The sequence below is a fragment of the Rhizobacter terrae genome, assembly GCF_003852895.1.
In the GTDB taxonomy this organism is placed as follows: domain Bacteria; phylum Pseudomonadota; class Gammaproteobacteria; order Burkholderiales; family Burkholderiaceae_C; genus Albitalea; species Albitalea terrae.
On sequence record NZ_QUSW01000003.1, the window covers coordinates 284,117 to 310,005 of the forward strand.

The window sequence follows — 25,889 nt, forward strand, 5'->3', positions numbered from 1 at the left end:
GTGGCGCGGGGCCGATCCCAAGAACTTGGGCGTTCGACACGATCGAGCGCGGAGCATTGCGATGAGCGAGCACGACACGCTGCGTCTGCACGTGCCTGAGCCCACGGGCCGGCCCGGTTGCCAGACGGACTTCTCCTACCTCAAGGTCGCCCGCGCGGGCGAGGTGCGAAGGCCACCGACCGACACCGCGCCCGCCGACACCACCGACCTGGCCCACACGCTGATCCGCGTGCTCGATGAAGAGCACAAGGCCGTCGGCCCCTGGGACCCGCAGGCCGACCCGCAGCTGCTGCGCCGCGGGCTGCGCGCGATGATGAAGACGCGCATCTTCGACACCCGCATGCAGATCGCGCAGCGGCAAAAGAAGATCTCCTTCTACATGCAGTGCCTTGGCGAAGAGGCCATCGCCTGCGCGCATGCCCTGGCGCTGTACCACGGCGACATGTGCTTTCCCACCTACCGCCAGCAAGGGCTGCTGCTCTCGCGCGACGACGTCTCGATGGTGGACATGATGTGCCAGCTCATGTCCAACGAGCACGACCTGGTGAAGGGCCGGCAGCTGCCGGTGATGTACTCCTTCAAGCGCGCGGGCTTCTTCACCATCAGCGGCAACCTCGCCACGCAGTTCATCCAGGCGGTGGGCTGGGCCATGGCCTCGGCGATCAAGAACGACACGAAGATCGCCTCCGCCTGGATCGGCGATGGCGCCACCGCCGAAGCCGACTTCCACACCGCGCTCACCTTCGCCCACGTGTACCGCGCACCGGTGATCCTCAACGTGGTCAACAACCAGTGGGCCATCTCCACCTTCCAGGCCATCGCGGGGGGTGAAGCCACCACCTTCGCGGCACGCGGCGTGGGATGCGGCATCGCTTCGCTGCGCGTGGACGGCAATGACTTCCTCGCGGTGCTCGCTGCCTCGCGCTGGGCGGCCGAGCGTGCACGCAGCAACCTCGGGCCCACGCTGATCGAATGGGTCACGTACCGTGCAGGTGCACATTCCACCTCCGACGACCCGACCAAGTACCGCCCCGCCGACGACTGGCAGCGCTTCCCGCTCGGCGACCCGATCGTGCGGCTCAAGGGCCACCTGATGAACATCGGCGCGTGGTCCGACCAGGAGCACTCGCAGGTGCAGGCCGAGCTGGAAGCGGACGTCGCCGCGGCGCAGAAGGAAGCGGAGCGCTACGGCTCGCTGCTGGACGGGCACATCCCGCCCATCGAGTCGATGTTCGAGGATGTCTACAAGGACATGCCCCCGCACCTGCAAGACCAACTTCAACAAGCACGCGCGGGGGTGTGAGCATGCTCAAGCAGATCGATTCGACCGTCATCCAGCCCGACATCAGCGAGCTGAAGAAGTCGCCGATGACGATGATCCAGGCCTTGCGTTCGGCCATGGACGTGATGATGGAGCGCGACCCCAACGTGGTGATCTTCGGCCAGGACGTGGGCTACTTCGGCGGCGTGTTCCGTTGCACCGAAGGGCTGCAGGCGAAGTACGGCAAGTCGCGTGTGTTCGATGCGCCCATCAGCGAAGGCGGCATCGTGGGCGCGGCGGTGGGCATGGCGGCGTATGGCTTGCGGCCGGTGGTCGAGATCCAGTTCGCCGACTACTTCTACCCGGCCTCCGACCAGATCGTGTCCGAAGCCGCACGCCTGCGCTACCGCTCGGCCGGCGACTTCACCGCGCCGCTGACCATCCGCATGCCCTGCGGCGGCGGCATCTACGGCGGGCAGACCCACAGCCAGAGCCCGGAGGCGCTGTTCACGCACGTCTGCGGCATCCGCACCGTGATGCCTTCGAACCCGGTGGATGCGAAGGGGCTGCTCATCGCGTCCATCGAGAACGACGACCCGGTCATCTTCCTGGAGCCCAAGCGGCTCTACAACGGGCCCTTCGACGGGCACCACGACCGGCCCATCGTGCCGTGGTCCAAGCATGCGCTGGGCGAAGTGCCCGAGGGCTACTACAGCCTGCCGCTGGATTCGGCCGCGGTGTTCCGCCCCGGCAAGGACCTGACGGTGCTGGCCTACGGGACCATGGTATGGGTGTGCGAGGCGGCAGCGCAGGAGACCGGCATCGACGCCGAGATCATCGACCTGCGCACGCTGTGGCCGCTGGACCTGCACACCATCGTCGAGTCGGTGAAGAAGACCGGCCGCTGCGTGGTCGTGCACGAGGCCACGCGCACCAGCGGCTTCGGCGCGGAGCTGGTGTCGCTGGTGCAGGAGCACTGCTTCTATCACCTGGAGGCGCCCATCGAGCGCGTGGCGGGCTGGGACACGCCGTATCCGCATGCGCTGGAGTGGGCGTACTTCCCTGGGCCCGAGCGCGTGGGCCAGGCGTTCAAGCGTGCGATGGAGGACTGACATGGGCGTACACACGATCAAGATGCCCGACATCGGTGAAGGCATCGCCGAAGTCGAGCTGGTGGCATGGCACGTGAAGCCGGGCGACGTGGTCAAGGAAGACCAGGTGCTGGCGGATGTGATGACGGACAAGGCGAATGTGGAGATCCCGTCGCCGGTGAACGGCACGGTGCTGTCCCTGGGCGGGAACGTGGGGCAGGTGCTGGCGGTGGGGTCGCCGCTGATCCAGATCGAGGTCGCTGAGATGGCGGAGGCTGGGGCCGTCGCGCGGGCCGAGCGAGCCGGAGTGATGGAGGCTGCTTCGTCGAACCGGCCCTCGCCCACGAGAGAGGCGCAAGCCGTGGCGCCGCCGGTGGAGCGGCCAGCGCCGGCTCGGCCGCGTGAAGCGTCTGATGCACAGCGGCACGACCGACCCATCGCCTCGCCCTCGGTGCGGCGCCGCGCGTGGGAACTGGGCGTGGAGCTCGAACGCGTGCTTGGCACCGGGGCAGGCGGCCGCATCATGCATGGCGATCTCGAAGTGCATGTCGCCAAACATGGCTCAACCTTGCCGAAGCCGGAAGCTCACTCTTCGGCGGCAAAACGCGAGCCCGCCGTCACGGTCACCACGACGCCCAGCTACGCGCCCAACCACGAGCAGCAGCAGATTCCCATCATCGGCGTGCGCCGCAAGATCGCGCAGAAGATGCAGGAGTCCAAGCGCCGCATCCCGCACTTCAGCTATGTGGAGGAAATCGACGTCACCGATGTCGAGACCTTGCGCGTGCAGCTCAACGAGCGCTTCGGCCAGCAGCGCGGCAAGCTCACGATGCTGCCCTTCATCGCCCGGGCGATGGTGATCGCGCTGCGCGACTTCCCGCAGATCAATGCACGCTTCGACGACGATGCAGGCATGGTCACGCGCTACGGCGCGGCGCACATCGGCATCGCGACGCAGACCGACTCAGGGCTGATGGTGCCGGTGATGCGGCATGCCGAATCGCTGGACCTGTGGGGCATGGCGCGCGAGATCAACCGGCTGGCGCAGGCCTCGCGCGCAGGCAAGGTGACGCGCGATGAGCTGACGGGGTCGACCATCACCATCAGCAGCCTCGGCGCGCTGGGCGGGGTGGCATCGACGCCGGTGATCAACCACCCGGAGGTGGCGATCGTCGGGGTGAACCGCATCGTGGAGAGGCCGGCGTACCGCCACAACACCATCGTGCCGCGCAAGCTGATGAACCTCTCGTCGAGCTTCGATCACCGCGTGGTGGATGGCGTGGACGCGGCGAAGTTCATCCAGGCCGTTCGTTCGCTGCTGGAGGTGCCGACGGGGTTGTTCGTGGACTGACCTCTTGATGCCGCCAGTCTTGCAGGACCCTGACCGGCGATACGCGAACGGTCGATCGTGAATGTCATGTGACGGACATCGACGGGCCTGACCATGGTGTGGTCTTGAAGACCATCCCTGCAACCAGCCCCACGACCATGACCACGCCCCTGATCACCGCCTCGCGCCTGCTTCGCCCGTTGGCCCTGGCCGCCACGCTGACTGCTGCCCTGACCGCCTGCGGCGGTGGTGGCAGCAGCAACACGCCACTGAACACCCTGGACGGTTCGGTGCCGCTGATCCTCGGCCACCGTGGCTTGCCCGGCCTGTACCCCGAGGAGACGCTGCCGGCGTATGAAGGTGCGGTCGACGCCGGTGCCGACTCGCTGGAAGAAGACCTGCACCTGACCAAGGACTGCCAGCTGGTGGCGCGCCACAACCCCTGGCTCAGCGACAACACCAACATCGCCGACATCGCCGCGCTGATCCCCGCGGTGGCCGCCCGCAAGCGCACCACGCCGGGCGTGATGGTCAACGTGACCTACGACCTGGCCAAGTTCGGCGGCCCTGCGCAGTACCTGAGCGACCGCATCGACGCGAACGATCCGAAGTCCGTGCTGAAGGCGCTGGTGGTCGACGGCGAGGACCACACCAACGACTGGTCGATCACCGATTTCACCGTGGCCGAACTGAAGGCCTGGCTCGGCGGCACGACCTACGACGCCCGCGACCAGCGCCCGTCCAATCTGAACGGCCAGTATCCGATCCTCACGATGCAGGAGATCATCGACCTGGCCAAGGCCAAGAGCCAGCTCACCGGCCGCACGATCAGCGTCTACCCGGAGGCGAAGAACCCGTACTGGAACAACGCCCAGGCCATCGCCAATGGCTGCGACACCGCCGGCACGGGCCATCCGTTCGAGGACGCCATCGTCCAACTGATCAAGGCCAACAACCTCAACACCAAGGCCGCGCCGATCTTCGTTCAGAGCTTCGACCCCGCCAGCCTCAAGTACATGCGCTCCATCGGCCTGGCGACGAAGGTGGTCCAGCTGATCGACGCCGACGACGTCGACTACAAGACCGGCAACATGGTCTATTCGGGCGCGAACGACATCTACACCTTCGTCGACGGCCGCCCCTACAGCTGGACTGTCAACGGCGATGGCCGCTACTTCGACAGCCTGCTGACGCCTGCCGGCCTCGCCGACGTCAAGACCTATGCCGACGGCATCGGCCCCTGGAAGCCGCAGGTGATGAAGCTCTCAGGCAGCGCCGACGGCAGCGCGAAGGGCGTGAACTCCGCCGTGCCGACCAGCCTGATTGCCGACGCGCACAAGGCGGGCCTGTTCGTGCACGTCTACACCTTCCGCAACGAGGCCAAGTACCTGGTCGGCATCTGGAACGGCGACCCCGCGGCCGAGCTGACGGCCTACCTGCGCGCCGGGGTGGACGGCGTGTTCACCGACTTCGCGAACACGGCGGAAGTCACGCTCAAGCAGTACCTGGCGAGCACTGGGCGTTGATGGTCTGAGGGCGGGGGCTCTGGCGCACGCAACCAGGGCCCCGCTCGGCCGGACGTGCTAGGCCGCGTTCTTCTCACGCGACTCGGTTTGCTCACGGTGCGCCAGAAGAAAGCGGCGCTGAACTTCACTCTTCTGCGACAGTTGATGGGCTTCAAGAAAGCCCGCCAGGTCCGACGACGCAGCCGGCGATTTCAACTGCCTCGATCGCACGGCATCGAGCTGGATCGGCTCACGACACGCTGAACAGACAACAAAGTTCGTCCGAAGGAAGGGGATCGTCTTGATCATGAAGAACGAGACCCACTCGGTTTCTCGCCAGTGCTCCCAGTCTCTGGTTCGCTGGCACCGATAGCAGTAGCAGCTGAGTGCACGTCCCATTTCCGTGCGGTCCTTCACCCAGCCAAACAGGACGAACATTCGTGTGCCTCCCTCGTGAGGGCTCAAGTGTATGTGTGCATCGGCCCATCGTTTGACAGGTGGAGCGCGTGGCGCCGTACATCGTCGTGCTCACCGCCCACCCTTCGGCATCCGCTCCCGCCGCACATGCTGCCGCAAAAACTCCGCCAGCCCCTCCGCCGCCGGCGACAACGGCCGCCGCGTCGAACAATACAGGCTCATCTCCCGCATCACCTCCGGCTCCACCACCCGCCGCATCACCAGCTTCATCGGCGTCGCGAAGGGCGCGACGTAGGCGGGCGACAGCGTCGCGCACAGGTTGGCTGCCGCCATGCCCAGCGCGGTGGAGATGTTGTCCACCACGTCCACCGGCGTGATGCGGTCCTGCTCGGGCACGCCCTCGCGCATCTGCGTGACGCTGAGTTCGTGGTCGCGGCCCGCGGCGACCAGCGCATGCGCCTTCAGCTCGCGCCACTTGATGGTCTTGCGGCGCGCCAGCGGATGCTCGGGCGAGCACCACAGCACCCAGGGGCTCGGGTACAGGCCCTGCCGCGACACGTCCTCGTCCGTCACGCGGTCGGGGCCCAGCGCGAGGTCCGCGTCGCCGTCGCTCACCATCGGCGCGAGGGCATCCACCGCGCAGTCGCGGATGCGCACGACCACCTTGGGCTGTTGTTGCTGGTAGGCCTTGAGCAAGGGCGGCAGGATGACGCTGGCCACCACCAGCGGTGCCGCGACGCGCACCACGCCGGCCGACCGGTTGCGCAGGTCGGACGCTGCTGTTTCCGCGAGCCGCATGTGACGCAGCGCCGTCTGCGCGGAAGCCACGAACTCGCGGCCGGCCGACGACAGCGCGACCTTGCGGGTGGTGCGGTCGAAGAGCTTGAAACCGACGGCAGATTCCAGCTCGCTCACCAGTTGGCTGACCGCCGAGGGCGTGAGGCCCAGGCGCTCGCCGGCCGCGGTGAAGCCCTTGAGATCGGCCACCTCGGTGAAGGCTTCGAGCTGGCGGACGGACATTCTGGAAAACGGCATGACGGGCTGGATTGTTCAGGTCGACTGAAAAATAGACCAGTATTCATCGCTTGTCCATCCACCCTCGCCTGCGGACACTCGCAGGCCATGAACCTCGCCCTGGACATCGCCGGCATCCCGGTCTCGCCCGACCACTACATCGGCGGCCAGCGCGTGGCCAGCAGCGAAAGCTTCGAGATCTTCTCCCCCATCGACATGAAGCCGCTGGGCCGCATCGCGCAGGGCCTGCACGCGCATGTCGATGCCGCCATCCAGGCCGCCCAGCGCGCGTTCCCGGCCTGGGCCGCGCTGTCGGCGCAGGAGCGCCACACGCACCTCATGCGCTTCGCTGCCGAGATCGAGCGCCGCGCCGACGCGCTGTGCATCGTCGAGTCCAACGACGCCGGCGTGCTGCATTCGCGCATGCGCCACGGCGTCGCGCCACGTGCCGTGCAGAACATCGCCTTCTTCGCCGAACACGCGCTGACGCTGCAGGACCAACGCATCGAGACCGAGCAGGCCACGCACTTCGTGCGGCACGACCCGGCCGGCGTGGTGGCCATCATCACGCCCTGGAACGCGCCGCTGATGCTCACCACCTGGAAGCTCGGCCCCGCGCTCGCCGCCGGCAACACGGTGGTGGTGAAGCCACCGGAGTGGGCGCCCCTCACCTGCTCGCTGCTGGCCGATGCGGCGCATGCGGCCGGCCTGCCACCGGGTGTGCTGAACGTCGTGCAGGGCACGGGTGCCGTCACCGGCCAGCGGCTCGTGTCCGACCCGCGGCTCGCTCGCATTTCCTTCACGGGTTCCGTGCCCACAGCCCGTGCCATCGCGCAGGCGGCCGGTGCCAATCTCGTGCCGGTCAGCCTGGAGCTGGGCGGCAAGTCGCCGTTCATCGTGCTGGCCGACGCCGACCTGGACAACGCCTCGCGCACCGCCGCGCTGATGTACCGCAACGCCGGCCAGGTGTGCCTCGCCGGCACGCGGCTGCTGGTGCATGAGCGCGTGGCTGGTGACTTCACGCAGCGCCTTCGCGAGCAGGTGCAGCAGCTGAACATCGGCGACCCGCGCCATGACGCCACCGAGATCGGTCCCATCATCCATCCGCGGCAGATGAACCGCATCCAAGGCTTCGTCGACCGTGCCATTGCCGCCGGCGCCACCTGCCTGTGGGGAGGACAACGCCACGCCTTCGGCCCGCTGTACTACCAGCCCACGCTGCTCACGAACGTGAAGCAGGACAGCGAGGTCGTGCAGAACGAGGTGTTCGGCCCGGTGCTCACCTTGCAGACCTTCGCGAGCGACGACGAGGCCATCACGCTCGCCAACGGCACGGACTACGGCCTGGGCGGCATCTGCTACGGCGAGACCGCCCACGCCACGGCTGTGGCCGAGCGCGTGCACACCGGCTTCATCTGGGTGAACTCATTCGGCATCCGCGACCTCGCCGCGCCCTTCGGCGGCTGCAAGCGATCGGGCATCGGCCGCGAGGGCGGCGACTGGAGCTTCGAGTTCTTCTGCGACGTGAAGGACGTGGTCGTGCCGAAGAAGCCGTTCCGCGCCAGCTTCGCGCATCGCTGAAGGAAGACCGCATGGGACAGATCGTCGGCGCGGCCCTCGTCTCGCACCACCCCGGCCTGATGCAGGACGACGACTTCCGCGTCCGCATGGGCGACGGCGCGGACTCCGACCTCGTGCCCGGCTTCGACCGCCTGCGCGCCCACATCGACGCGGTGAAGCCCGACACCTTCATCCTCTTCGACACGCACTGGTTCACCACCGGCTACCACCTCGTCGATGCCGGCGCGCACTACCGCGGCGAGTACATCTCCGACGAGATGCCCTGGTACCTGCACGGCCAGCGCTACGACTACGCGGGAGATCCGGTGCTGGCCCGCCTCATCGAAACCGTGGCCGTCGAACAAGGCGTGATGAGCAAGGCCATAGCCGCGCCCACGCTGCCGCGGCACTACGCCACCATCAACGTCGTCAACAAGCTGTGCCGCGGTGAGCGCGTGGTGACGGTGAGCACCTGCCAGAACTGCCAGCCGCGGCACTACCTGGAATCCGGTCGTGTCATCGGCGAAGCCATCCGCCGCAGCGAGGCGCGCGTGGTGCTGCTGGCCTCGGGTGCGTTGAGCCACAAGTTCAACGAGATCGACTGGGTGCAGAAGCATCCGCGCATCTACCACGAGACCAACGTGTCGCGACCCGAGAACGTGGTGCGCGACAAGGAGGCCATCGCGCTGCTGCAGCAAGGGCGGCACGACCTCATCCTGGAGCAGTGGGACGCGAAGTTCCGCCCCCTGCCCTGGGAAGGCTTCGGCGCGCACTACCTGCAGATGGTGGCCGCGCTGGGCGGCGCCGATTGCCGTGCACGCGGCACCCCCTGCTCCGACTACGAGAACGCACGCGGCACCGGCAACGTGCAGATGTGGTTCGACGTGAACCCCAAGGATTGATCCCAATGAACCCGCTCCCCGATGTGATGAAAGGCCCGCGCGTCGAACGCCGCCGCGTGCTGGTCGATGGCCGCGCCTGTGCCGGCGTGGTGCTCGACGATGGCCGCCTGCGCCTGGACGACGGCCGCCTGGTCGACCTCGCCGGCGCCGTGCACCTGCCGCCGTGCGAGCCCACCAAGATCATCTGCGTGCACCTGAGCTACCGCTCGCGCGGCATCGAGTCGCGCAACCTGCCGCAGCCCACGCCGACGCCCACCTACTTCATGAAACCGGTGACGGCGCTCAACGTCCACGGCGGCAGCGTCGCCAAGCCGGCCGATTGCAAATACCTCAACTACGAGGGCGAGTTCGCCGTCGTCATCGGCCGCGCCTGCCGCGACGTCACACCGGCCGAGGCCTGGGGCTGCATCGCCGGCTTCACCGCTGCGCTGGACATGGGCCTGCACGACTTTCGCGACACCGACGCCGGCTCCATGCTGCGCGTGAAGGGCTCCGACGGCTTCCTGCCACTGGGCCCGGGGCTGGTCAGCGGCATCGACATCCGCGAGCAGACGCTGCGCACCTTCCGCAACGGCGAGCTGGTGCAGGAGGCGAGCATCGGCGAAGAGCTGATCTGGGACCCGGCCTACATGGTGGCCGACATCGCGCGGCACATCACGCTGGTGCCGGGCGACGTGATCCTCACCGGCACGCCCTGCCATTCACGCTCGCTGGACGCGGGCGACAGCATCGAGGTGGAGATCACCGGCATCGGCCGCCTGGGCAGCCGCATCGTGGCCGCGCCCGCGCCGCGCGCGACGGCCCTGGGCATCGGACACCCGCCCACCGACAGCGAGGAAGCCCGCCGCGTGGCACTGGGCAACGACGAGCGCGTGCCGCAGCGCTTCAAGGACGCCTACCGCCGCGCCGCCCGGCGCTGACCACCGGAGACCACCCACCATGCTCAGCGCCGACACCATCCGCGAACTCGCGCAGCGCCTGCACGAGGCCGAACGCAGCCGCACGCAGGTCCGCCACTTCTCGCGCGAGTTCCCGGGCATGACCATCGACGACGGCTACGCCATCCAGCGCGAGTGGGTGAAGCTGCGGCTGGCTGACGGCGCCAAGCCGAAGGGCCGCAAGATCGGCCTCACCTCGCGCGCCATGCAGCAGGCCGCGCAGATCACCGAGCCCGACTACGCGCCCTTGCTCGACGACATGTTCTTCGAGCAGGGCACGGACATCCCGATCGACCGCTTCATCCTGCCGCGGGTGGAGGTGGAGTTGGCGTTCATCCTCGGCAAGCCGCTGCAGGGGCCGGGCGTGACGCTGTTCGACGTGCTGGCCGCCACCGACTACGTGACGCCGGCCATCGAGATCATCGATGCGCGCATCGAGCAGTTCGACCGCGAGACGCGCGCGCCGCGCAAGGTGGTGGACACCATCTCCGACTTCGCGGCCAACGCGGGCATCGTGACGGGCGGCCGGCCGGTGCGGCCGATGGACGTGGACCTGCGCTGGGTGGGCGCGCTGCTCTACAAGAACGGGGTGATCGAGGAATCGGGCCTCGCCGCCGCGGTGCTCAACCACCCGGCGACGGGCGTGGCCTGGCTGGCCAACAAGATCGCGCACCACGACGAGCGGCTGGAAGCCGGCGACCTGGTGCTGTGCGGTTCATTCACGCGGCCAGTGGCGGCCGCGCGGGGCGATGCGTTCCACGTGGACTATGGAACGCTGGGCGGGGTGTCGTTCCGGTTCGCTTGAGATCCGGGTTCGGCCGGATCAGAAGTGAACCATCCGCCCGAACTGGTGGATGGCGACGGTGCTCAGGCCGAGAAAGACCACGAACGCCACCACCAGGCCGCCAAAGCCGATGCGCGATTCGCGCTTTCGGTACTGGATGGTGAGGTCACGCGGGACGTGATAGCCAGACAGGGAATGAAAACCAGTGGGCATGAACTCACTGGGCCGCTCGTCCGCCGGCTCTTCTTCCCAACCAAAGGTGTGAGGATTGCTTCGCATGGCCGAATTTTTCTCCTGAGTCGTAACTGAAGGTAGTCCGTGTTTGAGGGCGCTCATTCACGGGGCGGGTTTTCTCTAAGGCCTTGCGCACAAGGCGCGGGAACTTCAGGCCGGGTTCGTTGCAATAGAAGGAGTGGCGGCGCACAGTGCCCGCCGCCAACCCACCGCACCGATGCCGCTCATCTCCTGGCCCAAGCGCACGCCCCAAGACGACGCCACCCTCGTGGCGCGCGTGCGTGCCGGCGACCAGGACGCGATGGCGGCGATCTATGGCCGCGAGTCGGCCGCGGTGTACCGCTACGCGCTGGCGCTCAGCGGCAATCCGAACTGGGCCGATGACGCGATGCAGGAAGCCTTCATCGCGCTGGCGACACGGGCAGAAAGCTTCGACGCGGCCCAGGGGAGCCTGGGCGCCTGGCTGGCCGGCGTGGCGCGGCACTGGCTGCTCGCGCAGTGGCGCGCGGCCCACCGGCACGAGCCGCTGGACGAGCACGACGGCGACGATGGCCCCGGCGTCGCCGCCACCGATGCCGTGCTCGTCCGCCGGCAGGACATCGATGCGCTGTGGACCGCCGTGCGCGCCCTGCCCTGGCCTTTCCGCGAAGCGCTGGTGCTGGTGGACCTGCAGGAGCGGCCCTACGAGCAGGCCGCGGCCATCGCGGGCGTCGAGATCAACACCCTGCGCAGCCGCCTGCACCGCGCCCGGGCGCGGCTGGCGGCGCTGCTCAACGAGCCGGCACCGGCCACGGCGGGCCAGGCCGCTGGAGAAGTTGCATGAACGCCTCACTCCCACCCTCCACGCCGCAGACGCTGCGCCAGGCCCTGGCGCGCGCATCGGCGGACTTGAACCGGCAGTCGCCCTCGCCGCGTGTACCCGATGCGGTGATGTCCGCCATGGCCCGGCCGGCCGCGACCGGACACAAGCACCCTCGCCTGCGCCGCTTCGTCTGGGCGGGCGGCGCACTGGCGGCGCTCACCCTCACGCTGGGCGAGGCGCTGCTCTTCATGGCACCGCCGGCCGCCATGCCGCCAGTGCAGCAAGAGCTGTCCACCGCCTTCATGCCCGTGGGCAACACCGAACACTGGTCGCAGCTGATGACCGATGCCCGCGAGCCCGGCCACGCCTGGGTGGTGCCCACCGAGCTGCCCAGCGAGAGCCTGGCCGCCATGGGCCTGCCCTACGACCCCGCCAGCGCCGGACAGACCGTGCGCGCAGAACTCCTGGTGCACGCCAGCGGCGATGTGCTCGCCGTGCGCTTCGTGCGCTGAACCCCCACGCATTCCCCAAAAGGACACGCCATGAACATCCACACACTGAAGACGCTGCTGTGCCTGTCGCCCCTTGCCATTGCCTGCACCGCGGCCTGCACCGCGCAGGCCCAGGACCTGGTGTTCGGCCCGCCCGAACTGCTGGCGGCGGAGCTCGCCACGCCCATGGCCGACGTGCACATGCTGTTCGATGGCGACGACACCGTGGCCTTCGCCGCGGGCGAGCTGCACCGCGAGCGGGTGGTCAAGGGCGCACCCTACTGCGCGGATGCGATCCAGGAGTCGGTGCAGCCGCTGGCCGACGGCAACCGCATCGTGCGCAAGCAGAGCACCCGCCTGTGCCGCGATGGCGAGGGCCGCACGAGGCAGGAGGTGGAGCGCGGCGGGCGCAAGATCGTCTACCTGCGCGACCCGGTGTCGCAGCAGATCTGGGTGCTGGACCCCGAGCGCAAGACCGCGCGCCGGCTGGGCTTGCACATGGCGGGACACTCGGCGGAGTTCACCGACGGCGCGGCCTGGCGCGAGTACGGCGACAAGATGCGCGAGTGGGCGAAGAACTTCCGCGAGCAGATGAAGAAGGACGGCACCACCACGGCTCCCACGCCGCCGGCCCCACCTGCAGCGCCTGCGGCCCCTGCTGCGGCCATGCCGGTCGTCATCACCGAAGAGTCCCGCGAGGTGCGCGATGCCGGCGGCAAGCCGCGCAAGGACGTGCAGGTCCAGGTGATCCGCATCGAAGGCGCCGGTGTGCCGATGCCGCCGCTGGAGCGGCCCGCCCTGCCGGCCCTGCCCGCAACCGCGCCGCTGCCGCCCATCGCCGCGCTGCCACCCGGCGTGGCCTTCCGCGCGCAGATCGGCGCGCCGCGCGGCCCTGGCGCAACCACGTCGCTGGGCACCAAGGACATCGAGGGTGTGAAGGCCAACGGCGAGCGCACCACCTGGACCATCGAGGCCGGCAAGGTGGGCAACGAGAAGCCCATCGTCATCACGCGCGACGTGTGGACTTCGCCCGACCTGATGGTGACCGTGCTGAGCAAGGACAGCGACCCGCGCGTGGGCGAGACCACCTACCGGCTGGCCAACCTCAAGCGCGGCGAGCCGGAGGCCGCGCTGATGAAGGTGCCCGCGGACTTCCAGGCCAGCAAGCCCATGCCGTGGCCGCCGACCGCACCCAAGGCACCCATGGCCCCGAGCGCGCCGACGGCCAAGGGCTGAGCCGGGCTCAGTCCAGCATGCGGTAGGCGACGCTGCCATCGTCTGCTGCCGTGCGCACGGCGGCCTGCTTGCGGCCACCGGTGACTTCGAGCCAGTCGGGGTCGGAGGCATCCTCCCAGCGGTCCTCGCGGGTCATCACGCCGATGTCGCGTTCGGCCCAGTCCATCATCTTCATGAGGAACTTGTCGGCGTACTCGTTGGCCGGGCAGGGCTCCATCTCGGACCAGAAGTCGCAGACGACGATGTCCGCAGGCCAGTCCTTCATGTCCTTGGCGAGCAGCTCGGGGGTGAGTTCGCCGATGACCGTCACGGCGTGGCGGTAGGGGCCGTACTCGCTCATGTGCTCGAACTGCAGCCGGTTCAGCGTCACGTCCGGGTTGTCGCGGGCGATGCTGTCTTCGATCGCGTGGCACAGCGTGTCGCACACGAAGCCCTTGGAGGCCCAGACCAGCTTGGAGTATTCGCTGGCCTGGCTGAACCGGCCGACGCTGCTCTCGCGGATCTTCTTGCACTCTTGCCCTGCCGCGAATGCGCGCTTGCGCTCGACGTCGATGCCCTTGCTCCAGTCGGCCTTGTTCGCGCACTGCAAGGAACCCGGCACTTCATAGAGCGTGGTCTTGACGTCGGCGATGGCATCGCCGGCGAGCTGGAGGTGCCTTCGCTTGCGGGCCGCCGTGCTGGACGCCGTGACCGACGTGATGGACAGCAACGCCAGCTCGGCGCTCGCGCCGACGACGGCTGCCGACGCCTGCGTCGCGGCATCGGCCGACAGGCGCTGCGGTGAAGGGCGCCGCGGCGGCATCGAGTGCGGGCTCGTCGATGTGCCCGAACGGCCTTCGATCGGCGAGGTGGAGCGCCCCCTCAGCGTGTTCGGGTTGCCGGTGCTGTGGTCACCGCCTTGCGGCACGCCCGCCGGCTCGCCTTGCGGCGTCTGCGCCTGCCCGGTCCCATGCAATTTCATTCGCCGGCCCACCGTTCATGTTGCCAATCGGATGAGCAGGCTAGCGGCGTGCCGGCGCCAGGGCCATGCACCGAACTGAAGCGGTGTTGCGGGATGCGAAGCGCGGAACGCGCTAGGGCTGGCGGATGCCTTCGACCGAAATGATCAGCCGCACCTTGTCGCCCACGAAGGGCAGGCCGAAGGTGCTGCCGTAGTCGCTGCGCAGGATCTCGGCCACGAAGTCGCCGCCGCACACTTCGCGCTTGAGCATCGCGTCGTCGCGGCAGTTGAAGTTGGAGGCGCTGAGTTCCAGCGGCTTGGACACGCCGCGCAAGGTGAACTCGCCGCGCACGGTGTTGAGCTGGCTGCCGTCGAAGCGCAGTTGCTTGGCCACGAAGTAGGCCTGCGGATGGGATTCGCTGGCCAGGAAACTGCCGTTGCGCAGCACCGCGTCCAGCGCGGGCACGCCGCTGGAGACCGTGGCCGTGGGGATGGTGATCTGCACCTCGCCCGTGCCCTTGTCGCGGTCGATGACGATGCCGCCATCCACCCCGTCGAAGCGGCCGCGGTGGGTGGAGGTGCCGAAGTGCCGCACCTCCCAGTACACCTTGGTGTGCGACGCATCAATGCCGTAGGTGACGGGCTCCGCCTTCACGGGCGCCGAGCCCGCCGCCGCAAGCAGCGCTGCCAGGAACGAATAGGTTTTCATGGCAGCACCTCTTTGCGTCAGTCGGCGGCTTACTGCTTGGCCGCTTCCACCTGGATCAGCAGGCGGATGTTGTCGGGAATGCCGTAGTCCAGGCCGTAGCTCATGCCCCACTTCGAGCGGGTGATCGTGGTCTCGAAGTCACCGCCGCAGACCTCGCGCTTGATCAGCGGGTTCTGGTAGCAGTTGAAGTTGGTGGCGTTGAGCGTGACCGGCACGGTCTTGCCCAGCATCGTGAGCTGGCCCGACACGGAGGTGACCTTGTCGCCGTCGAAGTTGAGCTTGTCGCCCACGAACTTCACCGTGCCGTTCTCGGCCACGTTGAAGAAGTCCTTGCTCTTGAGGTGCGTGTCCAGCGGGGCCACGCCGGTGCTCACCGAGGCCGGGTCCAGCGTGAGCTCGACCTTGCCGGTCTTGCCGGCGCGGTCGAATTCCACCGTGCCTTCCTTCTTGTCGAAGCGGCCACGCAGCGTGGAGGTGTTGAAGTGCTTGGCCTCGAAGGTGACGAAGGTGTGCGTCGGGTCGATGGCGTAGGTGGCGGCTTGGGCGTTCACGGCACCCAGCAGGGCGGCGGCGGCCAGGACGAACAGGGTCTTTTTCATGGTGTGGAGCAGGTGGGTGGGTGAGGGGTAGGACGAGGGGCCAGCGGTCACAGCGCGGGAACGCCGGTGAGCTGGAGCTTGAACTTCACTTGCACGTCGTTGGCGACCATGGAGGTGTCCTTCCAGTCGCCGTCGCCGATCTTGAAATCGAGGCGCTTGATGGTGAATGCGCCGGTGGCGGTGGTGTTGCCGCCGGCCTGCGCCAGCGCCACGGGCACGACCACGTCATGCGTGCTGCCCTTGATGGCCAGCTTGCCGGCCACCTCGAACTTGCCGCCGCCCAGCGCCTTCACGCTGGTGGAGGTGAAGCTCGCCTGCGGGAACTGCTTGAGCGAGAACCACTCGGGCTTGGCCAGCTCGGCTTCGGTCTCCGGCGCGCCCAGCGAGGCACTGCCCAGGTCGATGGTCAGGCCGATCTTGGCGGCCTCGGGCTTCTTCGGGTCGAAGGCCACCTGGGCATCGAATTTCTTGAACTTGCCATCCACCGGCACGCCCATCTGCTTGCTGGTGAAGCTGATCTCGCTTTGCGCCGGCACGAGCTTTTGCTGCGCGCAGGCCGGCAAGGCGGTGGAGGCGGCCAGGGCGAAGGCCACGGTGGCGAAGTAGATCTTCAGGGTCGGTTTCATCGGGTTCTTTCTGCGTTGTTCAGTTCTTGGCGAACCACATGCGCGACAGCAGGCCGTCGCGGTCAACGAACTGGTGCTTGAGGGCGCCGGCCACGTGGGCCAGCACGACGATGGCCATCAGCCAGGCCAGCCACCCGTGCCAGGGCTTGATGGCTTCGGCCAGGGCCTTGTCCGGGGAGACGAAGTCCGGCAGCGGGAGCACGCCGAACCACACGACGGGGAAGCCTGCCGCCGAGCTGTAGGCCCAGCCCACCAGCGGCACGGCGAAGAAGAGCACGTACAGCGCGTAGTGCGCGCCGTGCGCCGCGGCACGCTGCAGGGGCGGCATCGGCACGTCGGCCGGCGGGCGGTGCGTGAGGCGCCAGACCAGCCGCAGGAAGGACAGCGCGAGGATGGTCACGCCCGCCCACTTGTGCCAGTTGTAAAGCTTCAGGCGCTGCGGCGACATGGGCAGGTCGCTCATGTACAGGCCCACGCTGAAGCTGGTGAGCAGCGCCAGGGCGAGCACCCAGTGCAGCACGACGGCGGTGCCGGTGTAGCGGTTGGTCGATGTGTTGGCCATGGTGCGTGGGTTGGGTGAGGTGTTCGTGTCGGTCCTGGGCACATACGAGGCCAGGAGGCCGGACGGACGCACTGTAGGTGTACGACCGTTGCGGTTATTTCATCCGGCTTGTCGGGGATGTTCAAATTTTTGAACGAACCATCACCCCTGTGTCGCTTCACCCCGAGGCTGGTCGGGGCACATCGGCGGCCGGTAACCAGATGCAAAGACGCGTGCCTTGCACGGCCGCGCCGCTTTCCAGCGTCCATCGCCCGCCATGCAACTCCACGATGGTCCTGATGATGACCGAGCCCAGGCCCAGCGACATCGACGGATTCGCCGCGCCAGCCTGCAGCCGCTGGTGCCGCCGCTGGCCGAAGGCGGCGATGGCCTGCGCGCCCATGCCCGGTCCGTCGTCCTGGATCGCCACGCGCACCATCGGCCCTTCGGCGGCCACGGCGATGTCGACCTGCCCGCGGGCATGCCGCGCCGCGTTGTCCAGCGCATTGCGGAACACCCGGGCAAGCAGCATGCGGTCGCCGGACACGGGGCCGGCGTCCTTCGCATCGAGCCTGAAGCGCAGCCCTTCGCGCGCCTGGAAGGCGGCCATCTCGCTGCGCAGGATGTCCGCCAGCGCCAGGGGGTCGGAGTTCTTGCGGTAGTGCGGCTCCGCAATGTCGGCGATGAAGAACAGGTCGTCGATCAGCCGCACGAAGTATTCGAGCTCGCTGTTGATGATGCCGATGAACGCCTCGCGCTCCAGCTCGGGCATGGCTTGGCCATGCACGCTCACCGTCTCGATGGAGGTGCGCAGGCTGGTCAGTGGCGTGCGCAGGTCATGGCCCAGCTCCTGCAGCAGGCTGCGGCGCGCGTCCTCGGCCTGCTGAAGCCGGCCGACCAGGCGCTCGATCTCGTCGGCCATGCGGTTGAAGTCCAGCATCAACACGCCCAGAGCATCCAGCCGCTCGGGCACGAAGCGGGCGCGCAGGTCGCCGGCTTCCAGGCGGGCGATGACCTCGCGCGCCTGCCGCGAGCGCAGCCGCAGGTACAGCGTGATGAGCGTCAGCCCCAGGAACACCGCGCCCGCCAGGGCGATGACGAAGGCCGCGAGCTGCTGCATCAGCAAGGGCCGGCCGGGCAACCCGGTGAAGCGCGCCACCAGGTAGCGCGGCTCGCTGCCGGCCAGGCGCACGATGCCCACGGCCGGGCCACGCAAGCCGCCACCCGCGATGCGGTGCATCTCGTGCGGTTGCTGTGGCCGGTCGGCCGCCAGCCAGTCCAGCGGCGGCGCGTTCGCGCTGCGGGCGGCCAGCACGCGGCCGGTGGCGTCCACCACCCACATCTGCCGCGGCACTTCGGGCGAATCGGCGAGGTAGCCGTCGAGGCGGCGCATGGATTCGTCGATGGGCCCGTCCTCCACGATGCGCGCCACGAACAGCAGCACGCTGCGCTGCACGCCGCCGCGGCCCGACAGCGAGGTCTCGCGCATCAGCCACAGGTAGGCCAGGCTCATCAGCAGCGCGAAGACCATGCTGATGGCGAAGAAGCGCCACCAGATCGAACGGCTCATCGACAAACCTCCGCCCTGCGGGCTGCGGTGCGAGTCCCTTCGGGCGGCCGGGCGGGGCTCACGTGGGCATCTCCAATCGATACCCCACACCGTAGATGGCCGTGATGCGCACCGCCGCGCCCGCGTCCTTGAGCTTGCGGCGCAGGTGGCTCAGGTGAGAGTCGATGGTGCGGTCGTAGATCTCGCGGTCGCAGTCCAGCATCGCGAGGATCTGCTCGCGCGTCACCGCGCCGCCGCCTTCGCGCACCAGCAGGTGCAGGATGTCGAACTCGCGCTTGCCCAGGTGCAGGTCGCGGCCATCGACGACCACCATGCGGCGCTTCGTGTCGATGGCCACCGGCCCGAAGGCGAGCGATGCGCGGTCCTTTGCGCGGCGCTGCACCAGGCGCTTCATGCGGGCGCTCAGCTCCAGCAGGCCGTAGGGTTTGCGCACGTAGTCGTCGGCGCCACCGTCGATGCTGGCCACCGCCGTGGCTTCTTCGGTGCGGGCGGTGAGCATGAGGATGGGCACGTCCGCATCGCGCTCGCGCACCTGGCGGCAGAAGTCCACGCCGCTGCCGTCGGGCAGGCCCACGTCGAGCATCAGCAGGTCGAAGCCGCGTTCGGCCAGCACCGCCTGCGCCTGCTGCAGGCTGGTGGCGATGCTCAGCGCGAAGCCCTGGTAGCGCAGGCTCATCGCCAATGTCTTGGCGATCATCGGGTCGTCCTCGACCAGCAGGACCTGGTGCGGCGCATCGGGCGTCATGAGCGCGGCATTGTGCCCGGCAACACCTGCTTTCAAGTGCCTTCCACAGAATTTACAGATTGCTTTCCTAGAGTGGCTTCACACCCCTCACCACCGACAAGGAGGCAAGACATGAACACGCCCATGAACAAGCTGTTGGCGGCCGCCCTGGCCGCTGCCGGCATGGCCGCGGCACACGCCACGCCCACGCTCAACCAGCGCATCACCGCCGCCACGCAGACGGCGCACCAGCATGCGGACTGCACCGCCATCGCGCCCTTCTACTGGGAGGTCGGCGGCGCGCAAACGCGGCTCGCCGGCGACTCGGTGCTGTCCACCAGCGACCCGACCGTGGTGGATGCCAACACCCTCATGAACATCGCCTCGGCCTCGAAGTGGATGTTCGCGTCCTATGTGGTGCAGCGCCAAGGCACGCTCACGCAGGCCGGCATCGACCTGCTCACCTTCACCAGCGGTTTCACCAACTTCAAGATCTGCCTGCCGGGGCAGACCGTGGGCAGCTGCCTCGACATGGGGCAGAACGGCGTTCGCTCGGACGACACCATCGGCCACTTCTTCTACAACGGCGGCCACATGCAAAAGCATGCGAGCCTGCTCGGCCTGGGCGACATGGACAACACCGCGCTGGCCCACGAGATCCGCACGCAGCTCGGCCTGGACGTGCAGCTGAGCTACTCGCAGCCGCAGCCCGCCGGTGGCGTCGTGACCACGGCCAGCGACTACGCACGCTTCCTGCGCAAGATCCTCACGGGGACGCTTGCGATGAAGCAGTACCTCGCGACGCCCAGCGTCTGCACCCACCAGGACCCGGTGAAGTGCCCGTCGGCCATGCACTCGCCCACCGACCAGGCCTGGCACTACGGCCTGGGCCACTGGATCGAGGACGACTACGCCAACGGCGACGACGGTGCCTTCAGCAGCGCGGGTGCGTTCGGCTTCTACCCCTGGATCGACGCGGGCAAGACCTGGTATGGCGTTGTCGCGCGTCGAACAGACGACGCTGGCGAAGGGTTCGAATCCCAACAGTGCGGGAAGCAAATCCGCCGCGCGTGGGTCACCGGCGTGGTGCAGCACTGAGCGGGCGAGGGGGGGCCTGAGACGGTGAGGCGCGGCCTGGACGCGAAAGACATCGCGGCCACCAGGGAGGACGAACGACACGTGGGCCGCGCCTCACAGGCTGGTGCAGGGCTTGCATGCGATGTGCAGCGAGGGCGAGCCGTTGCACTGAAAGGAAGATCGCATGAGAACCTTGATGGCCTGCACGGGATCGCGCCGTGTCCGTTCCTGGGTGGTGGGCGCCGCCTTCGCGGCGCTGGGCGTGGCGGCCGCTCCGGCGCAGGCGTCCACCTTCTGGCTGGGCGACGTGAGCTCGCCCAAGACGCTGTCGTGGAGCCGGTCCGGCTTGCTCGGGCCCTTCGATGACCACCTGCTGTTCACGGTGACCTCGAGCCAGCCGCTCGTCTTCTCGGGCTTCGTGTCCACCGGCATCTCCCGGCGCAGCTTCATCCTCGACATGGAAGGCGACCTGCTGCAAAGCGACGGCAGCGTGCTGGAGGCGGGCGATGCGCAGACGGTGTTCACGCCGGAGGGCTGGCCGTCGCGCGACATCAGCTTCGCGTCGTTCAGCCTGGCGAGCGGGTCCTACGTGTTGAGGATCCACGGCACGGAGACCTCGGCGTTTCCGGATGTGCCCATCACGGGGCAGTACACCGGCACGGTGAGCTTTGCGCCGGTGCCGGAGGTGCAGACCTGGGCGATGTTGCTGGTGGGGCTGGCGGCGGTCGGGTGGCTCAGGGCCTGGCGAGGGAAGACCCGCTGAACGGGCCTTTCGCGCCGGTGGCAAGCGTCATTGCTCTGCCGGCGGTTGCCACAGCTCGACCTTGTTGCCCTCGGGGTCGATGACCCAGCCGAACTTGCCGTATTCCGAGTCGTCGGTCTTGTCCAGCACGTTGCAGCCTTCGGCTCGAAGCGTCTGCAGCAGCGCGGCGAGATCGTCGACGCGGTAGTTGATCATGAAGCTCGCCTTGCCGGGCGCGAAGTGGTCGCTGTCGGCCGAGCCGATGGACCAGATGGTGGAGCCCTTGGCCGGGTCCGCCACCGAGTCTGCCCAGTTGAAGATGGCGCCGCCCCAGGGCGTGACGTCGATGCCCAGGTGGGTCTTGTACCAGGCGCGCAAGGTCTCGGGGTCCTTGGCGTTGAAGAAGATTCCGCCGATTCCGGTGACTCGCTTCATTCGGTTCTCCTGATCGCCGCAAGACCGAGAGGGTAATGCCTTTCGATGACGGACTACCCCTCGCAGCGGCCGCCGGTGGATGGGTCCATGGTGTGCTCCTTGGGCTCAGGCAGGTGCTACGCGAGTTCCGCGAACGACTGCCACAGCTGGCGTGCAACCCGGCCGGAGGCTGCGCCGCGCCGCCGGGCGACGACGAGTTCCAGCTTGCTGCGCTTGAAGTGCCTTCCCTCCAGGGACAGCAGCTTGCCCGCACGCAACTCGCGCTCGATGAGGTGCAAGGGCATGTGGCCCCAGCCCATGCCGTGGACGATCAGGTCCTTCTTGGTCTGCTGGTCCGCGACGGTCCAGCTGTGCGCCCCCGGCACGACGAAGTAGTTGCGTCCCTCGGCAGACGCTGAATCCCGAATGATGACCTGGACGAAGGGCTTCATCTGCTCAGGACCGAGGTTCTTGCTCACGGGAAACGGCAGGTAGTCGCGGGCGGCCACCGGCACCAGCGTGACGGCCTGGAGGTCCTGCCATTCAAAGCGGCTGTCACTCTTGTCGATGTGGTGGACGATGAAGTCGGCCTCTCCAGCCAGCAGCCGCTCCCAGGGGCCGCTCAAGGCCTCGAAGTGCAGGTGCAGGCGCGTTCTCGGGCAGGCGGCAAAGAAGCGCTTGAGGTGCCGCAGCACAGGCGGCACTGGCGTGAGGTCCCCGATGACCACCTTGAGGTCCGTCTCTTCGCCACCGCCCAGTTGCTGTGCCAGTGCCTCCAGGTGGGAAGCCTTGTGCAGCAACTCCTGCGCCTCGCGGTGGAAGGCCTTCCCGGCCTCGCTGAGCCTGATCCGATAACCCTCGCGGTCCAGCAGCGCGATGCCGGTGTTGTGTTCGAGTTTCTTCAGGGTCGCGTGCACTGCTGGGTGGGTCCGGTGCAGTTTGGTGGCCGCAGCCTGAAGGCTGCCTTCCTCCGCCACGGCGGCCAGGCATTCGAGATCGGCGAGCGTGAAGCGCATTGTCAGATTTCATGACATGGAGTTCTCGAATTATCGAATTTCTTGTGACAGTCGTCGCCGGTAGCCTTGCGTCATCGCGTTTTCGAAAGGAGCAGACGAATGAAGGCGATCGTGCGGCAGGCCTACGGTGGACCGGAGCAATTGCGTATCGAGGAGGTGCCGGACCCGGTGCCAGGTGAGGGCGAGGTGCTGGTCCGCGTTCGCGCGTTCGGGCTCAACCGGGCCGAGCAGTATTTCCGGTTGGGTCTGTGGGGCGAGGTGGCATCGATCTCGGGCATCGAATGCGTCGGGGAGATCGAGCACGACCCGAGCGGCAGGCTGCTTCGCGGCCAGAAGGTGCTTGCGCTCATGGGTGGCATGGGCCGCACCAGGAGCGGCAGCTACGCAGAACTCGTGTGTGTTCCGGAACAGAACGTGGTGCCGGTGCGCACTCGCCTGCCGTGGGAGCGGCTGGCCGCGTTGCCGGAAACCTTCGCGACCGCCTGGAGCTGTCTGCACGACAACCTGCAAATCGGCCGGGGCGACGTGGTGTTGATTCGCGGATCGACCTCAGCGCTTGGGCAGGCGGCCGTCCAGCTTGCTGCAGGCGCCGGGGCGAGGGTGATCGCCGCGATCCGGACGGCGGAGCGCGAGCCCCTGGTGCGTCAGCTGGGTGCGACATGGTCGCCGCTGGAAACCTCGGGGTTCGAGGACGGCGTGCGGGAAATCGCGCCCCGCGGAGTCGATGCCGTGCTCGACCTCGTGGGGACGCGCACCATCCTCCAGTCCCTGCGGCTTGCGCGCCGCGCAGGCCGGGTGTGCCTTGCCGGCTTCCTCGGCGGCGGCGAGCCGATCGCGTCGCTGGATCCGATGCGGGACCTGCCCAGCGGGCGCCATCTCAGCTTCTTCGGCAGCGCGTTCGTCTACGGCACGGCGGACTACCCTCTGACCGATGTGCCGTTCCAGCACCTGATCGACCGATCGGAAGACGGCCGGCTGCATCTCCAGCCTGCCCGTGTCTTTGCCTTCGAGAAGATCCAGGAGGCACACCGCCTGCTCGATGCCGAGGCCAGTGGCGGCAAGATCGTGATCAGCCTGGGGTGAGGGGCCGGCAGTATTGAAGCTGTCCTGGGTCCTCGGGATCAGGTGGCCGGATTGTTGTCCACGAGCAAAGTGCTTGCTCCTCAAGTGGCTTGAGGTTTTACCGTCCTCGCATCGTCACAACGAGGAAGGTCTCATGAAGCCTTGGAAAATCGCGCTCGGCCTGGCCGCCGCATGCGCCGCGTGCTGTGCCATTCCGGCGCTGGGCCTGGCCGGCGGGCTGGCCGCCTTGGGCTCCGGCTTGCTGGCTTGTGCCGGCGAACTCCTGCCGGCTGCGGCGGTTCTGTGCACCGCGACGCTGGCAGCCGCGGCGTGGTGGTGGCGCCGGCGCGCAGCACGAAGCGCGGCGGCTTGTGGTTGCTCGACGGCCTGTTCCAGGGAGGGCTAAGCTCCGGCCCCATGAACACCTCGCTGGCCATGTCCATTGGCGTGCTGGCCCGTCAGACCGGCTGCACGGTACCCACCATCCGCTACTACGAAGAGATCGGCCTGCTGCCGGCAGGGCCGCGCACCGAGGCTGGCCGGCGGGTGTACGAACAGTCGGCGGTCCGGCGGCTCACGTTCATCCGGCGATGCCGTGACTTCGGTTTTTCCATCGAACAGGTGCGCGAGCTGGTGGGGCTGGTGGACCAACCGGACCGGCCTTGCGCGGAGGTGCGTGACGCAGCGGCCAGGCATCTGACGCAACTGCGCGAGAAGCTGGCCGAACTGCAGGCACTGGAGCGGGGGATGGTGGCCTTGGTGCAAAGCTGCGACACGGCGTGCGCGGGTGGGAAGGCGGTGGATTGCGTGGTGCTGGAGGATTTGGGGGCGGCGGGATCGACCGCTTCGATGACCGCTGTGCGGTCATCGGGCTGTTGTGGTTGACTGTTCGCCGTGACGTGATCGCGCATCGCGACCATCTTTGAGTCGTGGTCGCAGCTGCGGCTTACCACTTGTCTGGATAGTCCTGCAACGAGAGAACCTGCGCTCCGGATTTGCCGTGACCATCAAACAAGTGCGCGATGGACGTATGAGCAAGAACGAAGGCGTCCGTCGCGCCGCCCAACTGGAACAGGAGGCGCTCTTCCAACGGGACTTTGCGCAGCTTGTCGTTGTCCAGCCGCAGTTCATGGATGGTCCTCAGGACTTCGCCACCTCCCAGGTCGATGCCATGCCCTCTTTCATAGTCGGAGCGCTTGCGGCTCCAGCAGTCGAACTCTTCAGTGAAGGTCAGATACCAGTAGTCTTCATGCCATTTGTCCCAGTCGTCGATGAAGATTGCCGGTTGGATCTCCAAATTCGGAATGTTGAACTGCAACAGTTTGTCGCGAATAGGTGTGTGAACGACAGGGTTGGCACCCTCGAACAGGATCGGTGGCGGAATTCTGATGCTTGTCTGCTTCAGTCTCGCCTGACGCTCTTTGAAGCCATTGACGAAGACAAGCGGCTTGCTTCCGAAGGGAATAGCCTTGTATCGGAAAGGCAATGATGCGGTGTCGTCGTCGGGCGTCAGCGCAGGGATCAGATCGTGGTCCTTGTCGTCATCCTGCCTAGGTTCAAGAATCAAGAAATAGTCGAAGTCGAATTCTTCCATCGGTCTGGTCATAGCTACCTTCCTGGCCGTGGCACATACCGGCCATCTTTGAGTTCAAAGGTGATGTTCTCGACAGTTTGGCCCACCCTCTGTCGTTGATAGTGATTCCGATGGACGGGGCAGGGCCTGGACGCCGAGTGTGATCCAACGCTATCTGCGCCAGAGCAACCAATGGTGTTGCCAAGCAGAAAGCTGTCGGCGACTTTTGTCAGCCTGGCTCGATTCGGTTTTCCGTAGATCAGCATCAGAATCTCTTGGCTCAGGTCGTTCATGATGGACATGACCGCGTCCTTGTCCTTGTCGCCATCGCGCCCCGTACACTTCTTGTCAATCTTGACCTCGAGCCGTTTGATCGCTCGCGCGACCAAGGCGTGATAGTCCCGAGGATGAGCATCATCATCATCAAACTCATCCTGAGCCTCCCCGTCACTGAGCGCAGTGTGATTTCCGCGATGAGGTTGAATGCCGAGGTAGCAAGCCCCCTGCAGCGTGCAGGGCAGGAAAGCAAGGTTCTTGGCGACGTTGATGTCGTAGCCGAAACCCACCAACTTGCGTCCCAATTGCGAGAGCTTCGCACCCTCGGCAGACAAGATGTGATGCGCCTGCATCTTCACGCCATGATGGCGCGGATGCCTCACATCCGGCGCGATGCGCGTCTTCAGCGTCGACAGATACGTCGTGGTCTTGGTGATTGTTCCCGTGGCCATGAT

At 67.3% G+C, this 25,889-nt stretch carries 30 protein-coding genes; 16 read left to right on the forward strand and 14 right to left on the reverse strand.

Features of this window, described 5'->3' with window-relative positions:
* Positions 1–61 precede the first annotated feature (61 nt).
* From DZC73_RS12810 to DZC73_RS12825, 4 genes are all read left to right on the forward strand, one after another.
* Positions 62–1,303: a 3-methyl-2-oxobutanoate dehydrogenase (2-methylpropanoyl-transferring) subunit alpha gene (locus DZC73_RS12810; protein ID WP_124540646.1), complete on the forward strand. Its 1,242-nt coding sequence runs from the start codon at positions 62–64 to the stop codon at positions 1,301–1,303.
* 65 nt (positions 1,304–1,368) lie between these two features.
* On the forward strand, positions 1,369–2,373 hold the full coding sequence (locus DZC73_RS12815) for an alpha-ketoacid dehydrogenase subunit beta (protein ID WP_124541132.1): 1,005 nt from the start codon (positions 1,369–1,371) through the stop codon (positions 2,371–2,373).
* A gap of 1 nt (position 2,374) precedes the next feature.
* Positions 2,375–3,703, forward strand: a complete 1,329-nt coding sequence (locus DZC73_RS12820) for a dihydrolipoamide acetyltransferase family protein (RefSeq protein WP_124540648.1) — start codon at positions 2,375–2,377, stop codon at positions 3,701–3,703.
* Between the two features lie 137 nt (positions 3,704–3,840).
* Positions 3,841–5,208, forward strand: a complete 1,368-nt coding sequence (locus DZC73_RS12825) for a glycerophosphodiester phosphodiesterase family protein (RefSeq protein WP_124540650.1) — start codon at positions 3,841–3,843, stop codon at positions 5,206–5,208.
* Positions 5,209–5,265: 57 nt separating this feature from the next.
* On the opposite strand, the gene DZC73_RS12830 is transcribed toward DZC73_RS12825, so the two are convergent.
* Entirely contained in the window at positions 5,266–5,625 is a 360-nt protein-coding gene (locus tag DZC73_RS12830) for a hypothetical protein (RefSeq protein WP_124540652.1), read from the reverse strand.
* 90 nt (positions 5,626–5,715) lie between these two features.
* Positions 5,716–6,639, reverse strand: coding sequence for a LysR family transcriptional regulator (locus DZC73_RS12835; protein ID WP_124540654.1), 924 nt, complete (start codon positions 6,637–6,639; stop codon positions 5,716–5,718).
* An 87-nt stretch (positions 6,640–6,726) separates the two neighbouring features.
* Between DZC73_RS12835 and DZC73_RS12840 the strand changes: the two genes are divergently transcribed.
* From DZC73_RS12840 to hpaH, 4 genes are read left to right on the forward strand one after another with little or no spacing between them, the layout of a single operon-like run.
* Positions 6,727–8,199 (forward strand): aldehyde dehydrogenase family protein, encoded by a 1,473-nt coding sequence (locus tag DZC73_RS12840; RefSeq protein WP_124540656.1) that lies wholly within the window; start codon positions 6,727–6,729, stop codon positions 8,197–8,199.
* A gap of 11 nt (positions 8,200–8,210) precedes the next feature.
* Positions 8,211–9,080: a DODA-type extradiol aromatic ring-opening family dioxygenase gene (locus DZC73_RS12845; protein WP_124540658.1), complete on the forward strand. Its 870-nt coding sequence runs from the start codon at positions 8,211–8,213 to the stop codon at positions 9,078–9,080.
* Positions 9,081–9,085: 5 nt separating this feature from the next.
* Positions 9,086–10,000 carry a fumarylacetoacetate hydrolase family protein gene (locus tag DZC73_RS12850; protein ID WP_124540660.1) on the forward strand — a complete coding sequence of 305 codons (915 nt, stop codon included), beginning with the start codon at positions 9,086–9,088 and terminating at the stop codon, positions 9,998–10,000.
* 19 nt (positions 10,001–10,019) lie between these two features.
* Positions 10,020–10,823, forward strand: a complete 804-nt coding sequence (gene hpaH, locus DZC73_RS12855) for a 2-oxo-hept-4-ene-1,7-dioate hydratase (protein ID WP_124540662.1) — start codon at positions 10,020–10,022, stop codon at positions 10,821–10,823.
* Between the two features lie 18 nt (positions 10,824–10,841).
* Here the strand turns inward: hpaH and DZC73_RS12860 are convergent, their stop codons facing one another.
* The gene (locus tag DZC73_RS12860) at positions 10,842–11,138 is read right to left on the reverse strand and encodes a hypothetical protein (RefSeq protein WP_124540664.1); all 297 of its coding nucleotides are present in this window, start codon (positions 11,136–11,138) and stop codon (positions 10,842–10,844) included.
* 115 nt (positions 11,139–11,253) lie between these two features.
* Between DZC73_RS12860 and DZC73_RS12865 the strand changes: the two genes are divergently transcribed.
* The 3 genes from DZC73_RS12865 to DZC73_RS12875 are packed head-to-tail and all read left to right on the forward strand — an operon-like array spanning position 11,254 to position 13,565.
* The gene (locus tag DZC73_RS12865) at positions 11,254–11,859 is read left to right on the forward strand and encodes an RNA polymerase sigma factor (RefSeq protein WP_124540667.1); all 606 of its coding nucleotides are present in this window, start codon (positions 11,254–11,256) and stop codon (positions 11,857–11,859) included.
* The gene (locus tag DZC73_RS12870) at positions 11,856–12,350 is read left to right on the forward strand and encodes a hypothetical protein (protein ID WP_124540669.1); all 495 of its coding nucleotides are present in this window, start codon (positions 11,856–11,858) and stop codon (positions 12,348–12,350) included. Before DZC73_RS12865 ends, DZC73_RS12870 begins: the two co-directional genes overlap by 4 nt.
* A gap of 30 nt (positions 12,351–12,380) precedes the next feature.
* The gene (locus tag DZC73_RS12875) at positions 12,381–13,565 is read left to right on the forward strand and encodes a hypothetical protein (RefSeq protein WP_124540671.1); all 1,185 of its coding nucleotides are present in this window, start codon (positions 12,381–12,383) and stop codon (positions 13,563–13,565) included.
* A 7-nt stretch (positions 13,566–13,572) separates the two neighbouring features.
* Here the strand turns inward: DZC73_RS12875 and DZC73_RS12880 are convergent, their stop codons facing one another.
* The 7 genes from DZC73_RS12880 to DZC73_RS12910 form a co-directional block, all read right to left on the reverse strand.
* Positions 13,573–14,526 (reverse strand): hypothetical protein, encoded by a 954-nt coding sequence (locus DZC73_RS12880; RefSeq protein ID WP_124540673.1) that lies wholly within the window; start codon positions 14,524–14,526, stop codon positions 13,573–13,575.
* 112 nt (positions 14,527–14,638) lie between these two features.
* Positions 14,639–15,214 (reverse strand): YceI family protein, encoded by a 576-nt coding sequence (locus tag DZC73_RS12885; protein WP_124540675.1) that lies wholly within the window; start codon positions 15,212–15,214, stop codon positions 14,639–14,641.
* A gap of 29 nt (positions 15,215–15,243) precedes the next feature.
* Positions 15,244–15,813: a YceI family protein gene (locus DZC73_RS12890; RefSeq protein ID WP_124540677.1), complete on the reverse strand. Its 570-nt coding sequence runs from the start codon at positions 15,811–15,813 to the stop codon at positions 15,244–15,246.
* A gap of 47 nt (positions 15,814–15,860) precedes the next feature.
* Positions 15,861–16,439 (reverse strand): YceI family protein, encoded by a 579-nt coding sequence (locus tag DZC73_RS12895; protein WP_124540679.1) that lies wholly within the window; start codon positions 16,437–16,439, stop codon positions 15,861–15,863.
* A gap of 19 nt (positions 16,440–16,458) precedes the next feature.
* Complete coding sequence (locus tag DZC73_RS12900; protein WP_124540681.1) at positions 16,459–17,001, reverse strand: cytochrome b; 543 nt, start codon at positions 16,999–17,001, stop codon at positions 16,459–16,461.
* A gap of 157 nt (positions 17,002–17,158) precedes the next feature.
* Positions 17,159–18,550, reverse strand: coding sequence for a HAMP domain-containing sensor histidine kinase (locus DZC73_RS12905; RefSeq protein WP_124540683.1), 1,392 nt, complete (start codon positions 18,548–18,550; stop codon positions 17,159–17,161).
* 58 nt (positions 18,551–18,608) lie between these two features.
* A complete protein-coding gene (locus DZC73_RS12910; protein WP_198414846.1) occupies positions 18,609–19,331 on the reverse strand; it encodes a response regulator transcription factor in 723 nt (240 codons plus the stop codon).
* A 75-nt stretch (positions 19,332–19,406) separates the two neighbouring features.
* Between DZC73_RS12910 and DZC73_RS12915 the strand changes: the two genes are divergently transcribed.
* Together DZC73_RS12915 and DZC73_RS12920 are read left to right on the forward strand one after the other, a co-directional pair.
* On the forward strand, positions 19,407–20,372 hold the full coding sequence (locus DZC73_RS12915; protein WP_124540685.1) for a serine hydrolase domain-containing protein: 966 nt from the start codon (positions 19,407–19,409) through the stop codon (positions 20,370–20,372).
* Between the two features lie 163 nt (positions 20,373–20,535).
* Complete coding sequence (locus DZC73_RS12920; RefSeq protein ID WP_124540687.1) at positions 20,536–21,114, forward strand: FxDxF family PEP-CTERM protein; 579 nt, start codon at positions 20,536–20,538, stop codon at positions 21,112–21,114.
* A 27-nt stretch (positions 21,115–21,141) separates the two neighbouring features.
* Here the strand turns inward: DZC73_RS12920 and DZC73_RS12925 are convergent, their stop codons facing one another.
* Together DZC73_RS12925 and DZC73_RS12930 are read right to left on the reverse strand one after the other, a co-directional pair.
* A complete protein-coding gene (locus tag DZC73_RS12925; protein ID WP_124540689.1) occupies positions 21,142–21,528 on the reverse strand; it encodes a VOC family protein in 387 nt (128 codons plus the stop codon).
* 116 nt (positions 21,529–21,644) lie between these two features.
* Positions 21,645–22,523 carry a LysR family transcriptional regulator gene (locus tag DZC73_RS12930; RefSeq protein WP_124540691.1) on the reverse strand — a complete coding sequence of 293 codons (879 nt, stop codon included), beginning with the start codon at positions 22,521–22,523 and terminating at the stop codon, positions 21,645–21,647.
* A gap of 99 nt (positions 22,524–22,622) precedes the next feature.
* Here DZC73_RS12930 and DZC73_RS12935 point away from each other — a divergent pair, with 99 nt between their 5' ends.
* The 3 genes from DZC73_RS12935 (at position 22,623) to DZC73_RS12945 (ending at position 24,470) form a co-directional block, all read left to right on the forward strand.
* On the forward strand, positions 22,623–23,606 hold the full coding sequence (locus DZC73_RS12935) for a zinc-binding dehydrogenase (protein ID WP_124540693.1): 984 nt from the start codon (positions 22,623–22,625) through the stop codon (positions 23,604–23,606).
* A gap of 133 nt (positions 23,607–23,739) precedes the next feature.
* Positions 23,740–23,991 carry a hypothetical protein gene (locus tag DZC73_RS12940; RefSeq protein WP_124540695.1) on the forward strand — a complete coding sequence of 84 codons (252 nt, stop codon included), beginning with the start codon at positions 23,740–23,742 and terminating at the stop codon, positions 23,989–23,991.
* An 11-nt stretch (positions 23,992–24,002) separates the two neighbouring features.
* Positions 24,003–24,470 carry a MerR family transcriptional regulator gene (locus DZC73_RS12945; RefSeq protein WP_198414847.1) on the forward strand — a complete coding sequence of 156 codons (468 nt, stop codon included), beginning with the start codon at positions 24,003–24,005 and terminating at the stop codon, positions 24,468–24,470.
* A 61-nt stretch (positions 24,471–24,531) separates the two neighbouring features.
* Here the strand turns inward: DZC73_RS12945 and DZC73_RS12950 are convergent, their stop codons facing one another.
* Complete coding sequence (locus tag DZC73_RS12950; protein WP_124540697.1) at positions 24,532–25,179, reverse strand: hypothetical protein; 648 nt, start codon at positions 25,177–25,179, stop codon at positions 24,532–24,534.
* A 14-nt stretch (positions 25,180–25,193) separates the two neighbouring features.
* Positions 25,194–25,886 (reverse strand): AHH domain-containing protein, encoded by a 693-nt coding sequence (locus tag DZC73_RS12955; RefSeq protein ID WP_124540699.1) that lies wholly within the window; start codon positions 25,884–25,886, stop codon positions 25,194–25,196.
* Positions 25,887–25,889 lie beyond the last annotated feature (3 nt).